At 28.1% G+C, this 14,579-nt stretch carries 13 protein-coding genes; 3 read left to right on the forward strand and 10 right to left on the reverse strand.

The window, feature by feature from the left end; genetic code table 11:
• Positions 1 to 13: 13 nt before the first annotated feature.
• From KO506_RS11010 to KO506_RS11030, 5 genes are all read right to left on the reverse strand, one after another.
• Complete coding sequence (locus KO506_RS11010) at positions 14 to 337, reverse strand: translation initiation factor (RefSeq protein WP_215994964.1); 324 nt, start codon at positions 335 to 337, stop codon at positions 14 to 16.
• Positions 337 to 1,284: an isopenicillin N synthase family dioxygenase gene (locus tag KO506_RS11015; protein WP_215994965.1), complete on the reverse strand. Its 948-nt coding sequence runs from the start codon at positions 1,282 to 1,284 to the stop codon at positions 337 to 339. The genes KO506_RS11010 and KO506_RS11015 overlap by 1 nt, the downstream gene beginning before the upstream one ends.
• A 128-nt stretch (positions 1,285 to 1,412) precedes the next feature.
• Positions 1,413 to 2,135: a DUF6048 family protein gene (locus KO506_RS11020; RefSeq protein ID WP_215994966.1), complete on the reverse strand. Its 723-nt coding sequence runs from the start codon at positions 2,133 to 2,135 to the stop codon at positions 1,413 to 1,415.
• Positions 2,116 to 2,565, reverse strand: coding sequence for a DUF6452 family protein (locus KO506_RS11025; protein ID WP_215994967.1), 450 nt, complete (start codon positions 2,563 to 2,565; stop codon positions 2,116 to 2,118). The genes KO506_RS11020 and KO506_RS11025 overlap by 20 nt, the downstream gene beginning before the upstream one ends.
• A gap of 3 nt (positions 2,566 to 2,568) precedes the next feature.
• Complete coding sequence (locus tag KO506_RS11030) at positions 2,569 to 2,859, reverse strand: 4a-hydroxytetrahydrobiopterin dehydratase (protein WP_215994968.1); 291 nt, start codon at positions 2,857 to 2,859, stop codon at positions 2,569 to 2,571.
• Between the two features lie 112 nt (positions 2,860 to 2,971).
• On the opposite strand from KO506_RS11030, the gene KO506_RS11035 reads away from it, so the two are divergent.
• On the forward strand, positions 2,972 to 6,415 hold the full coding sequence (locus KO506_RS11035) for a BspA family leucine-rich repeat surface protein (protein ID WP_215994969.1): 3,444 nt from the start codon (positions 2,972 to 2,974) through the stop codon (positions 6,413 to 6,415).
• A 51-nt stretch (positions 6,416 to 6,466) separates the two neighbouring features.
• On the opposite strand, the gene rlmD is transcribed toward KO506_RS11035, so the two are convergent.
• The 3 genes from rlmD to KO506_RS11050 form a co-directional block, all read right to left on the reverse strand.
• Complete coding sequence (gene rlmD, locus KO506_RS11040) at positions 6,467 to 7,921, reverse strand: 23S rRNA (uracil(1939)-C(5))-methyltransferase RlmD (RefSeq protein WP_215994970.1); 1,455 nt, start codon at positions 7,919 to 7,921, stop codon at positions 6,467 to 6,469.
• A 102-nt stretch (positions 7,922 to 8,023) separates the two neighbouring features.
• Complete coding sequence (locus KO506_RS11045) at positions 8,024 to 8,719, reverse strand: OmpA family protein (RefSeq protein WP_215994971.1); 696 nt, start codon at positions 8,717 to 8,719, stop codon at positions 8,024 to 8,026.
• Positions 8,720 to 8,731: 12 nt separating this feature from the next.
• Entirely contained in the window at positions 8,732 to 9,208 is a 477-nt protein-coding gene (locus tag KO506_RS11050; RefSeq protein ID WP_215994972.1) for a lipocalin family protein, read from the reverse strand.
• Between the two features lie 338 nt (positions 9,209 to 9,546).
• Between KO506_RS11050 and rocD the strand changes: the two genes are divergently transcribed.
• Together rocD and KO506_RS11060 are read left to right on the forward strand one after the other, a co-directional pair.
• On the forward strand, positions 9,547 to 10,824 hold the full coding sequence (rocD, locus tag KO506_RS11055; protein WP_215994973.1) for an ornithine--oxo-acid transaminase: 1,278 nt from the start codon (positions 9,547 to 9,549) through the stop codon (positions 10,822 to 10,824).
• A 115-nt stretch (positions 10,825 to 10,939) separates the two neighbouring features.
• Positions 10,940 to 11,389, forward strand: a complete 450-nt coding sequence (locus KO506_RS11060) for a DUF5362 family protein (RefSeq protein WP_215994974.1) — start codon at positions 10,940 to 10,942, stop codon at positions 11,387 to 11,389.
• A gap of 1 nt (position 11,390) precedes the next feature.
• On the opposite strand, the gene KO506_RS11065 is transcribed toward KO506_RS11060, so the two are convergent.
• A complete protein-coding gene (locus KO506_RS11065) occupies positions 11,391 to 11,813 on the reverse strand; it encodes a hypothetical protein (protein WP_215994975.1) in 423 nt (140 codons plus the stop codon).
• Between the two features lie 18 nt (positions 11,814 to 11,831).
• The gene (locus KO506_RS11070; RefSeq protein WP_215994976.1) at positions 11,832 to 14,441 is read right to left on the reverse strand and encodes an AsmA family protein; all 2,610 of its coding nucleotides are present in this window, start codon (positions 14,439 to 14,441) and stop codon (positions 11,832 to 11,834) included.
• Between the last annotated feature and the right edge of the window lie 138 nt (positions 14,442 to 14,579).

The raw sequence follows: 14,579 nt of genomic DNA on the forward strand, positions 1-14,579 counted from the left end.
GTTGATTAAAAAATTATCCGCCAACGCGTTTTACTTTAAATCCTTTTTCTTTTAGCATTTCCATTATTTTGTTTCTATAATCACCCTGTATAATGATTCTGTCATCCTTAAAACTACCTCCCACAGAAAGTTTTGTTTTAATTTCTTTTGCTAATATTTTAAAATCTGATGTTGCACCAGTATAACCTTCTAAAATTGTAATAGGTTTTCCTTTTCGTTTTTCGTATTTACAAATAATAGGGTCGTCTTGTAACCAAATATTCGATTTTTTTACTTCTGGTTCTTGAGTTTCTTTATGCTCTGGAAACAAATTTTTTAATTGATCTTTTAAATCCATTATTTTTTTAATCCTAATTCTCTTAAACGTTCATCTAAAAACTCACCAGCTGTAATATTATCAAACTGTTTTGGGTTTTTATCGTCTATACAATTTTCTAAAACGTCTAATTTCATATCAGAAATTGGATGCATAAAAAATGGAATTGAATAACGAGAACTACCCCACATTTCTTTTGGCGGATTTGTAACTCTATGAATTGTAGATTTTAATTTGTTGTTACTATGTCTAGATAACATATCACCAACATTTATCATTAATTCATCTGGTTCAGCCATAGCATCAATCCATTCTCCTTTATGGTTTTGTACTTGTAATCCTTTTCCTTGAGCACCCATTAATAAGGTAATCAAGTTTATATCTCCATGAGCTGCTGCTCTTTCTGCACCTTTTGGTTCAGTTTTTATTGGTGGGTAATGAATAGGTCTTAAAATACTATTACCATTCTTTATATAATTATCAAAATAAACTTCATCTAAACCTAAATGCAAAGCCAAAGAGCGTAAAACATATTTTGCTGTTTTTTCTAGCATTTGATATGTTTTTTTACCAACTTCATTAAATTTAGGTAATTCTTCTACAGCAACATTTTCTGGATATTCTGTTGCATATTTAGAATCTTTATCCACATATTGCCCAAAATGCCAAAATTCTTTTAAATCTCCTTCTTTTTTACCTTTTGCAGATTCTTTACCAAAAGAAACATATCCTCTTTGACCACCTATTCCTGGAATCTCATATTTTTCTTTTATGTCTGTAGGTAAATCAAAAAAGTTTTTAATTTCTTCGTATAAATTATCAACTAAATTATCATCTAAAAAATGACCTTTTAAGGCTACAAAACCTATGTTTTCATAGGCATGTCCAATTTCATTGATGAATTTTTGCTTTCTGTTTTTATCTTCGGATAAAAAATCCGCAAGATTTACGCTTGGTATTTTATTCATTCTTAATAAGCTTTATTAAAAGCGGGGTTTAAAGTTACAAAAAAAAGGTTTCGTTAATTCGTAAAAATATGAGAGCTATTTTTAATATTCAATTTTTTTATGTTAAAAAAATGTTGATTTCCAAATAATTATCTTTTTGAAAAAGGAATTAGATAAGTTAAAGTATAATTAAATCCAAAACCTGTACCACTTTCAAAGATTCTATTGAAACCTGGTGCATATAGAGTTTTAAAGTTGTCAGGTTCTTTAGCACTGACTAATATTTTGTAAGAAAAGCTAGCACTTACGTAAAAGTTTTTAAAAGTTTCTACTTTAAAACCTAACATAAATTCGGTCCAATGTGCATTTAAACTTGTAGTTGTACCAGTTGGAACTATACTTGAAGGAAAATAAGGAGAACCATTATCTTCGCCATTTACTACATTAGGTGTGTAACTATTTAAGGTTTGATCAAAAACACTAAACCCATACCTAAAACCTAGAAAAATTTCGTTATTCATATCTAACCAATTTTCATAAGCATTAAAATTGAATCCTAATCTAGCATAGCTTCCTTTTGCAGTTGAGTTTGTAAATTCTTCTGCATTTGTTTCTTCTTCATAGCCTAATTCTGCAGCTACAAAAAAACGTTTAGATATTCTGTAATCACCAACAATTTCAAATCCACTTTCATAATAACCATCTATTGCTGCTTTTATGGGTTTACTTATGTCTAAACCTAAACGAATTCCGTAAGGAGATTTATATATAATTGTGTCTTTAGTTTCAGAAGGTTTATCTTTTTTTTGTTCTTGTGCAAATACATTAACAACAATAAAAAGCAAGAAAATATTAATGAAATACTTGTACATGAGCTGCAGTTTGATTGTCTATTGTTGTTTCTACTTGAGTAAAATCTGTAATCCAAGAATTGTCTGTAGTAAAACTAACATCATTAAAAATTATTTTATAACCACAAGAACGAGATACATATTCATTTGCTGGTGTATAATCTATGGTAAATTGTTCAACTATATCTCCTTTAGATAAATTATAAATGGTTTGATTTGTGTTGCTATTTAAAGGTATAACTAAAGAATCTGTAGATACGTTCTCAAAAATACTATCTTTTGTACCAGACCAAACATAGAGTTCATCTGCTGTTTTTGTGTTGCTTATATCTGTGGCATCATAAAATCGTATAATTAATTTTGGAGTAACAGGATTTTGAGTGCAAAAATCATCTTTTTCGCAAGCGGATATAATTGTTATTAACAAAAGAAAACCAAATATTTTTCTCATAAATTATTCTTCTACTTCTACAATTCTATTTATGGCTTTTGCCAATTTAAAATCTAATTCTGTAATACCACCAGCATCATGAGTTGTTAATGAAATGTCTAAAGTATTATAAACATTAGTCCATTCTGGATGATGGTTTAAAGCTTCGCATTCAAATGCAATTCTATTCATTGCAGACATACAATCTTTAAAGTTATCAAATTCAAAATCTGTATGTAAAGCATTATCATAAAAATCCCAATCAGTTAGGTTTTCTATTCTTTTTTCAATTTCTGTTGTTGTTAATTTTTTCATGTTGGAGGTTTTAATGTCTTGCTGCTAAATTATAATCATTTTTGAAAATAACATTGTTTTTGATTTAATTTTTTATGACATTTTTTTTTTTTAGATATTTGAAAAAAAAAACATGAAACTGAAACTTTTTCTAATATCATTATTTTTTACGTCTATCTTATATTCACAAGATATAATACTATCTTTTGACTCTAAAGATGAATTATCAAACACTCAAATCTTAGATAGTTTGTCTATTCAAAATTTAAGTAATGGGAATTTTTTAACTTTAAAAGATAATTTATCATTAAATATATCTACGGCTGTTCTATCTGTGAATGAAAATGACTTTTTTAATGTTATAAATAATCAAGTAACAGTTTATCCAAATCCGATCTTATCAGAAGCTACAATAAGTTTTTATAGTAGTAAAATAGAAGATTATAAAATTAATATTTATGATGCCTTAGGAAAACAAATAATATCGTTTTCAGAAAAATCATATCAAGGAGAAAATGAAATTCAATTTTTACCAAGTAAGAGAGGTTTATTTTTTATTCAATTAATTAAAGGTTCTAAAACTTCCAATTATAAATTATTTGTTGAGAATGTTACTTCTAAGGCACCTCAATTAAATAGAGTGATAAAAAATAGTAGTAAAAAAACTCAAAAAAGAACGCAAGATTTATTTTTTACTGTTGGAGATCCTTTAAAATATACAGCATATTTTAAAGGATCCAAACATGTTATTACTGACTCTCCTTCAGAGACTAAAACTTATACTTTTAATCTTAACTCTGCCTTTTATTTTGATGATAATGGTGTAACTATCAAAACATATGATGATGTTGTTGTAGGAACACAAGCTGATTTCAATGGAGCAAATTATAAATTAGTAGATAGAGTAATTTTGTACGAAATGATTGCTAATGAAGAAGATGTAGCTAAGGTTGTTACTACTGGTATTACAGACATGTCAAACCTTTTACAGTACAAAAATTTGTTCAATCAAGATATAAGCTCTTGGGATGTTAGTGCTGTTACAGATATGAGAAGCATGTTTGATGGTGCAAGCTCCTTTAATAAAGATATAGGTTTTTGGGATGTGAGTAATGTTAGAGATATGAGCAGAATGTTTTTTTTTGCATCTACATTTAACCAAGAAATTAATTCATGGAACATAGAAAATGTAACTGATGTAAGTGGAATGTTAGGTGGAGCTAGTTCCTTTAATCAAGAAATTGATTCATGGAATGTAAGCAATATCATTGATATGAGTTATATGTTTAATGACGCAAGTTCTTTTAACCAAAAAATTAATTTATGGGATGTAGAAAATGTTATTAATATGCAGGGAATGTTTTATGGAGCCTCTTCATTCAATCAAGATATAAGTTCATGGAATGTAAGTAACGTAACTGATATGAGCTATATGTTTAGAGAAGCCTCAACATTTAATCAAGATATTAGTACTTGGGATATAAGAAAAGTGGCAACTTTACAAAGTATGTTTAGAGGAGCCTCTTCATTTAATCAAGATATAAGTTCATGGAACGTAAGTAATGTCACAAATACGAGTTTTATGTTTTTTGAAGCAATTATTTTCAATAAGGAATTAAACTCGTGGGATGTTAGTAAAATTACAACAATGCGAAGCATGTTTTATAAAGCGGCTTCTTTTAATCAAGATATTAGTTCTTGGAATGTAACTAACGTAACTGAAATGAGATATATGTTTTTTGGAGCCAATTCTTTCAATCAAGATATAGCCAATTGGAAAGTTGATAATGTTACAAATATGAGAAATATGTTCTCAAATGCAACTTCTTTTAATCAAAATATTAGTTTATGGAATGTAAGTAAAGTATTTGATATGGAACAAATGTTTTACGGAGCAAGTTCTTTTAATCAAGATATCAGTTTATGGACAATATGCAATGTTTTAGATTATAATGAATTTTCTAACCTTACTTCTGCAGAATGGAAGTTAGAAAATAAACCAGATTTTGCAAATATAAATACTTGTTTGGTTGATGATGCTTTTTATATAGATGAAAATGGTGTAACAATAAAGGCTAACGAAGGAATAGAAATTGGTACTAAAAGCGTAGTTAATGGCTCTATTTATTCATTAGTTAACAGAGAAATGCTAGAAAAGATGTTTGTTGATGGTAAAGATATTACAAAAGTGGTTACCACAGGAATAACAGACTTATCAGGACTTTTCTTAAATGAAAATTCATTTAATGAAGATATTAGTTCATGGGATGTAAGTTCTGTGACAAACATGAAAAGTTTATTTGCTAATGCACCTTCATTTAATCAAGATATTACTTTTTGGAATGTAAGTAATGTTACAGATATGAGCTATTTGTTTTACAATGCTTTTTCTTTCAATCAAAATATAAGTTCATGGGATGTTAGTAAGGTAAATAATATGGCCTACATGTTTAATAATGCAAAACTCTTTAATGGAAATATCTCTTCATGGAATGTAAGTAATGCAGAATATATGCATTACATGTTTAATGGAGCAGAATTATTTAACCAAGATATAAGTTTATGGAACGTAAGTTCTTTAATATATATGAGAGAAATGTTCTTAGGAGCTACAGCTTTTAATCAAAATATAGGAAGTTGGAATGTAAGTAAGGTTGAGGATATGAATAGTTTGTTTAAAGATGCTTCGTCTTTTAATCAAGATATAGGTTCTTGGAATACAAGTAGTGTTAATGATATTAGAGAAATATTTTCAGGTGCATCATCCTTTAATCAAGATTTAAATTCATGGGATGTAAGTAATATTACTGATATGACTAAGGTTTTTCATAATGCAACTTCTTTTAACGGAAATATTAGTTCTTGGGATGTAAGTAATGTAACTAACACGTGGTCAATGTTTGAAAATGCATCTTCATTTAATCAAGACATTGGTTCTTGGGATGTTAGTAATATTACTATAATAAGAGAAATGTTTTCAGGAGCTTCATCATTCAATCAAAACCTAAATCTATGGGATGTCAGTAACGTTTCTTATATGTTTAAATTATTTCTTGGGGCTTCTTCTTTTAATGGCGAGATCGGTTCTTGGGATATAAGTAATGTTACTGATTTAAGTTCAATGTTTTTTAGTGCTTCTTCATTTAATCAAGATATTAGTTTATGGGACGTGAGTAATGTCACAGATATGTCTGCTATGTTTATACAAGCTACTTCTTTTAATCAAGATATCAGTTCATGGGATGTAAGTAATGTAATTTATATGAATAGTATGTTACAAGCTGCTCAAGCTTTCAATCAAGACCTTAGTTCTTGGGATGTAAGCAATACATTAGTTATGAATAATATGTTTGCAGGGGCATACTCTTTTAATCAAGATATTGGTAATTGGAATGTTAGTAACGTTACAAATATGAGAAATATGTTTAGAGAAGCCTCATCTTTTAACCAAGATATTAGTACATGGAATGTATGCAATGTTACAAATTATTCTGATTTTTCTTTAGAAGCTTCATCAGACTGGATAATTAGCTATAAACCCAATTTTGGAGACCCAGATAAATGTTCTGGAAACTAAAAAAAAGCATAAAACCATTCTAACATTATTGAATGGTTTTATTGTTTTAAATTAACATTTTTCAAACAAAACCACAGTCTCAATATGACTTGTATGTGGAAATTGATCTACTAAACTAATTTTTTTAATGTTATAACCAGCTTCTCTTAAAAGCTCTGTATCTCTTGCTTGGGTTGCAGGGTTACAAGAAACATACACCATTCTATCTGCGTTTAGATTTATGATTTTTTGCAAGGTTTTTGGCACAATTCCTGCTCTGGCTGGATCCAAAATTATTGTTTTTATTTTGTTTTTATATTCTGGGTGATGTGTTAAAAACTTACCCACATCTGCAGCATAAAATTTAAGGCCTTCAATGTTATTTCTCTTTGCATTTTCTTTAGCATCTTCAATAGCAGATGCTACAATATCTACACCAACAATTTTTGCATTATCACTTTTTGATGCTACAATTTGCCCAATAGTTCCTGTACCACAAAATAAATCCATAACAACAGTATTATCTACTTTAGATTTATCTTCTAAAACATAATCCACTACTTTAGAATATAGTTTTTCTGCGGATTTAGGATTGGTTTGAAAAAAACTTTTCATGCTAATTTCAAAGTTTAAACCTAAAAGCTCTTCTACAATTTTGTCTTTTCCATAAATTAATTCTATGCTTCCAGAAGTAGCAATTGTTCTATCTCCAACTTCATCGTTTATTGTGTGTAATAAACCAGCAACTCTATCACCAAAAAGATCCACTAAAAAACTAGCGAATTTATTTAGATTAAATTTTGGTAAATCATAAGAGGTAGTTACTAAATTGAATAATAACTCATTAGTTTTAAACGATTTTCTAACTACAAAATACCTAAAAAAGCCTTCCTTTTTTGGTCCATGCCAAGGAGCTAAACCAGTATCGAAACAATATTTTCTTATGGTTTTTAAATGGTCTTCAAATTCTTTATCAAATAAACCAGAATCTTTTTCTAGATTATCTCCCATCCACCAAACACCACGCCTTTTAAAACCTAGTGTAAATTCGTCTTTATCTCTTTTGGCAACTCTATCATAACCTATTGCAGAAAAACCATATTCCATTTTATTTCTATAATGAAACACGTTTGGTGATGTTAGAAATTCATCAAATAAATCTTCGATATTTTCTACTTTTCCAATTCTTTTAAAAAGAGATAAGGTACTTTCTTTTTTATATTGATGTTGTAACTCAATAGGTAATTGAATGTAAGGAGCTCCAGGAATATCTTGAAAAGGAACTTCAATTTCATCTTCTGAAGGTACTAAAACATCAATTAATTTGGCTTCAGCATATTTTTTACTCGATTTTTTTATCTGTGCTTTTACCAATTGCCCAGGCAAAGTATTAGGAACAAATACAACAAAACTACCTTCATCAGAATGGATTCTTGCAATTCCTTTTCCGCCAAAAGCGTAATCCTCAATCTTTAATTCTAAAATTTGATTTCTTTTTACAAATTTATTTCGTTCTCTACGTGGCATCTTCAATTATTTATAAGATTGCAAAATTAGACAAAATATAATTTCTTTAAACAAAAAAAGACTACTCAAATGAGTAGTCTTTAATATTAAAAATTAAAACTGTTATTGTTTTGCTTCTTGTTGCGCTTCTTTAATCATTTCTTCATTGGCTACAATAGCAAATTCTACACGTCTGTTTTTACTTCTACCTTCTGCAGTTTCGTTAGTAGCAATTGGGTCGTTTATACCCAAACCTTTAGTTTCAAAGCGAGCACTGTCTACACCTTTTGCCCCTAAATAATCTTTTACAGAATTGGCTCTTTTTTCTGATAACATTTGGTTATATTCAGCTCTACCTGTACTATCTGTATAACCATAAATTACAATGTTTGTATTTTCGTAATTATTTAAAACTGGTACTAATTTATCTAAATTAGCTTTGGCAGTTGCTGTTAAAGTAGATTTGTTGGTATCAAAACGAATAGCATTTTCACCTAAAGTTAACATAATCCCTTCACCAACTCTTTCTACTTCAGCACCAGGAATTGCTTCTTGGATTTCTCTTGCTTGTTTATCCATTTTATTTCCAATAACGCCACCAGCAACTCCACCAATAACACCACCTAAAACAGCACCCAATTCTGAGTTCTTTTTGTTACCAACGTTATTACCAATTACTGCACCTAAAATTGCTCCTGCAGCAGCTCCAATTCCAGCTCCTTTTTGAGTGTTATTTGCATTTTTTGTTGCTTCGCAAGATGTTAAAGTACTTGCAGCTATTACTAGAACAGCTAGATTATATATGATTGTTTTTTTCATTGTGTTTTTAATTTAATTTTTTTGAAAAGTATAAGTTATATTTTTAATGCTACCAGCAACATTAATTTTATCAACTAAATCGAAACTAGTTTCTGTAACATTATTAATAGTTAAAACAAAACCATTACTAACTTCTTTGGCTTTATAATCGTTTGTGAATTTTAGTACAAATTGCCCTTCTTTGTTTAAATACCAGGTAATTGGAGAACTATAATCAATACAAGCACTGCTTGAATTGTTTAGTTTCATATCTCCTTTATTGTTATTCGAAATAAAGTTCCAGTTACTGTTTACAAAACATTTTGAATCTGCTAAATAAAAAGATTCAACATTTATATAATCAGATCCTGGGTAATTTACAGAAGTAATTGTCCAGTTTCCTTTTAAGATTCTTTCGGTTTTATTATCAACTTTGGTATTAACAACAGAAGTTGATTTACAACTAATCATTGTAGCTAAGAATAATAAAAATATTAAGTTTTTTTTCATAATTGTGTTTAATTAGTGAATTACAAATTTTATTTTTTTTGCAGGATGTAAATTTAAGACACATTATATATTTAACGTCACATAAATTGATAATAATTTTGTAAATTTTTATTTATAGCAAAAATTAAATAAAGTTGAAAAAAATAGTATTTTTGTAAAACTTCGGGGATGATTTCTTTCCCACGCTGAATTTTCAGTACTCACTGAAAGGATAAAGGTAGAACAGGAATGGTTATTTACTCGTTTAACGAGTTTAATTATTTATTAATTTATTTAAAAACTTAAAAACTGTTTTTAAATATAGTTTTAGTGCAAACTAAAACATAAACTATTTTAAAATGACTGTTTTAGACAAATTAACTTCGCAACAAGCGATAGAATTAGAAAACAAGTATGGTGCACACAACTATCATCCACTTCCTGTAGTGTTAAGTAGGGGAGAAGGAGTATATGTTTGGGATGCAGAAGGTAAAAAGTATTACGATTTTTTATCAGCTTATTCAGCTGTAAACCAGGGGCATTGTCATCCTAAAATTGTTGATGCTATGATTAATCAAGCAAAAACATTAACCTTAACTTCTCGTGCTTTTTACAATGATATGTTAGGTAAATACGAGAAATTTGCCACAGATTTATTTGGTTTCGACAAATTATTACCAATGAATACTGGTGCAGAAGCTGTAGAAACTGCTTTAAAGTTAGCTAGAAAATGGGCATACGAAGTAAAAGGAATTGATGAAAATAAAGCAGAAATTATTGTTTGCGAAAATAATTTTCATGGAAGAACCACCACAATTATATCATTTTCTAATGATCCTGTTGCCAAGAAAAATTTTGGGCCTTACACAAAAGGATTTATCAAAATTGAATACGATAATTTACAAGAGTTACAAGAAGCCTTAGAAAACAACCCAAATGTTGCAGCTTTTTTGGTTGAACCAATTCAAGGAGAAGCTGGTGTTTTTGTACCTTCTGAAGGTTATTTAAAAGCAGCAAAAAAATTATGTGAAGATCATAATGTTATGTTTATTGCTGATGAAGTACAAACAGGAATTGCCAGAACTGGTCGTTTATTGGCTACTTGTGGAAATTGTTCTTGCGAAAGTAAAAACTGTTCAGGTTCACCAGAAGTAAAACCAGATGTTTTAATTTTAGGTAAAGCCTTAAGTGGTGGAGCTTACCCTGTTTCTGCTGTTTTAGCAAATGACAATATAATGAATGTAATTAGACCTGGTAATCATGGTTCTACATTTGGTGGTAACCCAATTGCTGCTGCTGTTGCTATTGCTGCTTTAAATGTTGTTGCTGATGAAAAATTAGCCGAAAATGCTCATAAATTAGGTGAAATATTTAGAGCTGAATTAACAGAATTTTGTAAAAACAATCATTTAGTTGAATCTGTTAGAGGTAAAGGTTTATTAAACGCAATTTTAATAAACGATTCTGAAGATAGTTCTACAGCTTGGGATATTTGTATAAAATTAAGAGATAATGGTTTGTTAGCAAAACCAACTCATGGTAATATTATTCGTTTTGCACCACCTTTGGTGATGAATGAAGTTCAACTAAGAGATTGTCTTGAAATCATTAAAAAAACAATTACTGAGTTTAATTAAGAATTTTCTATTTTAAAAGGAAATACACCAATAAATTATAGCTACAAAATCACAAGTAAATATTTGAGATTTTGTGGCTTCTTTTTTCTATTTTTGATGCAAAGAATAAAATATTATGCACAGCCCACTAACACAATTAGAGCAAATCGTTTTAACATCAGAATCTAAAAAGTTTTTAAGAGAAATTTCTAAATGGACATTATTCTTTTCTATAATAGGGTTTATAGGAATAGCTTTTTTAGTAATTGGAGCTATTTTATTAGGTACAATTTATGCACCAATGTTAGATATGATTGGGCAACAACAAGGTGTTGCTTCTATAAGTTTAGGGGTAATGATTACCTATTTAGTAATGGCTTTACTGTATATTATGCCAGTATTGTATTTGTTTAAATTTTCTAGAAAAATGAAATTAGCGCTAGCAAATAAAAATGATGAAATTTTAGCTGATGCTTTTCAGAATTTAAAATCGCACTATAAATTTATTGGAGTATTAACAATTATAATGATCTCTTTATATGTGCTTATAATTGGGTTTTCTTTAGTGGCTGGTTCTTTAGTTTAAACTAGTAGTTAGCTCTGTTTTTACTTTTGTAGACTTTTATCCATTTAAAAAAACACCATATATATAGGCTTTCATATTCTTCTGATATTTCATTTTTTTTGAAATAACCATTGTAAGTAAAATTTACAAATGGAGATAATTGCTCTAATTTTAACCAATAGATAAAGTTGTTGTTATTCCAGAAATTACGCTCGTAATTTACTTTAACATCATTAAAACCTTTGTCTTTTAAAATGCTAATAATTTCTGTTTGATTTTTTAGATAATCATTTAAATCAAAAATATGAATTTGTATAGAATCTTTAGCTTTAATAAAATTAGTGTCTTTTATTATCTGTAATCCTAAAGTGTTTTTGCCATAAAAGAAATAAGAACATAAATAAATTACAAACAATACTAAAACGATTTGTAATTTATTTTTCATAAGTTAAAAATACAATTTTTACTGCTTATTGTTTTTTGTAGTATCCGTTTTCTTTTTACCAAAAAGATTGCCTAGAACTCCTTTAATTTTATCAGAAGTATTTTCTTTTGTTTCTGTAGAGTCTTTATCGTTTTTGTTAATATTTAACAAGTTATTCAATTTGTTTTTACCTTGATTTAGTAAACTTTGTTTTTGCTTTTCTACCAAATCATTTATTAAATTAGAAGTTGCATCTTTAATATTTGTAGTAAAATTAGGGCTTGTAAAATTACCTGTTAAATTCGCTTTTACAGGCACACTTTTTACTTCTGCAGCGTCTTTGGGTGATAATTTTGCAAGTAAACTAGTAACTTCAGATCCTAAATATTTAACAGGAACATCAAACATAATATTGTAATTTATAGATTGATCAAAACTATGATTTCCAGAAATTTCTATGCCTATATCTTTATATTTTAATGGAATTGGTTTTACGTTTACGGTTCCGTTTTCGAAGGATAAAAAAGCATTTATTCCGTCTAAATTTAATTTATCAGCATCTAAAAAAGAAACTTTATTACTCAGTAAACTTAATACTTTAGAGTTGCTTGCATTTAGTTTAGGGTCTAATAATTTACCAAACAAATCACCAGTAATGGTTTTTAAATTCGGAGTCATATCTTCATTTAAATTACCTGCAACTTTAATTGTAGAATTAAAATTACCTTGAATTGTATTTGCAATTGGCGCAATAGATTTTAGCATTTCTAAATTAGAGAAAGACTGAGCTACACTTAATTGATCTAGTTTTAAATCAACATCAAAAGTAGATGTATTTCCTTTTGTAGAAACTTTACCATCAAAACCAATTTTACCACCAAAAACATCCGTTTTTAAATTCTGAAGATTTACAGCTTCGTCTTTTACATAAATAGTACCAGAAACGTTTTTTAAAGTAATATCATCATAAACCACATTGTTAGCATTTGCTACAAATTTGCAATCTAAAAATGCTGGGATTTTAAGTTGTGCATTTTCATTGTTTGTAGTTTCTGTAGAAGTTGCACCAGTTAAAAAATCAGCAACTTTAAAGTTGTTAGAATTTAAACTGAAATTCCCTTTTAAAACTTCTTTATTAAAAAGAAATCCGTAGAAATTATCTAAATTTCCTTTTACAGAAATGTCAGAATTTCCAGTTTTTGCATCAAACTCATTTAATTTTATAGTGTTAGTGTTAAAACTAACTTCGGTTTTATTTATTAGAAATGCATTTGCAACATCTTCGCCATCATATTTAAAGTTATTTACACTAATTGTTCCTGTATTTTTAATGTTTTTATACAAACCTTTTTCTACAGAATTCATATCGAAACTTGTAGAAACATCAGCATTTAAGATTCCAGCCAATTCTAAATCTGCAGGTGCAGGATATACTTTACCTATGTTTTCTAAATTTATTTTTCCTTTTGCGCTTAAATTTATTTTTGGATTTGTAGTTAAGTTGGCAATATTTCCATTTGTTGCAAAAACATCTTCATCAATTTTAAAAGTAAGTTGATCGATGTTTACGTAAGTGTCTTTTGTAAAACCACTTTTGTTGATGACGTTAACATCAATATTTATATTTTTAACAGCTTTTGGTAAATCATCATATTTAAACATTGCATTTTTTGATGAAAAAGAAATATCAAAAGCAGGAATTTTATCTTCTGACAAAATACCTTTTACAGTACCATTTAAATCGAAATTACCTTCAGTTTTAATTGCATTTAAATTACCTGAATATTGTTTAGGTAAAAGTGCTAATAAGTTTTTAAATTCTGATGTTGGCGTTTTAAAGTTGATGTCATATAGCTGATTTTCATCAATCAATTGAATAAAACCATCAAAATTTAATGGCAATTGATTTATGTAACCTGTATTTTCTTTAAAGGTGTATTTGCTATTTTTTAAATCGATTCCTAAAACAGCATCTAAAGAAATGGCAACATCATGTAAATAATTCGTTTTTGCCATATCAAAGGAAAGAATTGCTTCTGTATTGGTATCTAAATCTAAAACATCTTCAGCAAAATTTCCATTTCCTTGATGATTGATGTTTTTTAATTGTAGCTTTAAATCAGAGCTTCTATCAATATAATTAAATTCCATATTTTCTAATTCATATTCTTGAATATCAAATGAAAAAGAATCGTTACTAGTTTTTGTAGATGTATCTTCCGTTTTTATAGCAATATCATAATTACCTATATTTTGCTCATTAAAAATAATGTTTACTTGTCCGTTTTTTGTTGCAATACTATTTAGTTCTATAATTTCATCTGCTTTTTTAAAGAGTTCAGTAATTTTCATACTAAAATCTAAACTTTCTGCTTTAAACAAAGTGTCACCTTTAAATTCGGCTTTATTAGCAACTACAATATCATTTACATTAATGCTTGCTAACGGAAAATTTCTGAACAAACTTAAATCGGTTTCTTTAAAAGTTACAGTTGCATTTATATTATTGTTAATGGTATTAGAAACCATTTCTACAATTTTATCTTTAAATAAAAAAGGAACAGAAAAAAGTCCTATAATTAGCACTAATAAGGTAATTAAACTCCATTTTAATATTTTTTTTCCTAAAGGCTTTTTCTTATTCTCCATTATAAATTGTAGTTATTTAAATCAATTACAAAGTTAGTTGAATTACAAAATGATTTTTGTTTATATGATGTTAAATGTAACTCAAATAATAGTAAAAAAAATATCCAAATACTTTTAAAGTAAAGTATTTGGATATTA

Origin of the sequence: Polaribacter vadi, assembly GCF_018861005.1 — a bacterium.
In the GTDB taxonomy this organism is placed as follows: Bacteria; Bacteroidota; Bacteroidia; order Flavobacteriales; family Flavobacteriaceae; genus Polaribacter; species Polaribacter vadi_A.

Bases quoted from the DNA above. Each gene is read 5' to 3' on its own strand.
- rlmD (WP_215994970.1), bottom strand. From the start codon at position 7,921: ATGCCACGTAGAGAACGAAATAAATTTGTAAAAAGAAATCAAATTTTA.
- KO506_RS11030 (WP_215994968.1), bottom strand. From the start codon at position 2,859: ATGAAAAAATTAACAACAACAGAAATTGAAAAAAGAATAGAAAACCTA.
- rocD (WP_215994973.1), top strand. From the start codon at position 9,547: ATGACTGTTTTAGACAAATTAACTTCGCAACAAGCGATAGAATTAGAA.
- KO506_RS11015 (WP_215994965.1), bottom strand. From the start codon at position 1,284: ATGAATAAAATACCAAGCGTAAATCTTGCGGATTTTTTATCCGAAGAT.
- KO506_RS11050 (WP_215994972.1), bottom strand. From the start codon at position 9,208: ATGAAAAAAAACTTAATATTTTTATTATTCTTAGCTACAATGATTAGT.
- KO506_RS11060 (WP_215994974.1), top strand. From the start codon at position 10,940: ATGCACAGCCCACTAACACAATTAGAGCAAATCGTTTTAACATCAGAA.
- KO506_RS11025 (WP_215994967.1), bottom strand. From the start codon at position 2,565: ATGAGAAAAATATTTGGTTTTCTTTTGTTAATAACAATTATATCCGCT.
- KO506_RS11035 (WP_215994969.1), top strand. From the start codon at position 2,972: ATGAAACTGAAACTTTTTCTAATATCATTATTTTTTACGTCTATCTTA.
- KO506_RS11045 (WP_215994971.1), bottom strand. From the start codon at position 8,719: ATGAAAAAAACAATCATATATAATCTAGCTGTTCTAGTAATAGCTGCA.
- KO506_RS11070 (WP_215994976.1), bottom strand. From the start codon at position 14,441: ATGGAGAATAAGAAAAAGCCTTTAGGAAAAAAAATATTAAAATGGAGT.
- KO506_RS11020 (WP_215994966.1), bottom strand. From the start codon at position 2,135: ATGTACAAGTATTTCATTAATATTTTCTTGCTTTTTATTGTTGTTAAT.
- KO506_RS11010 (WP_215994964.1), bottom strand. From the start codon at position 337: ATGGATTTAAAAGATCAATTAAAAAATTTGTTTCCAGAGCATAAAGAA.
- KO506_RS11065 (WP_215994975.1), bottom strand. From the start codon at position 11,813: ATGAAAAATAAATTACAAATCGTTTTAGTATTGTTTGTAATTTATTTA.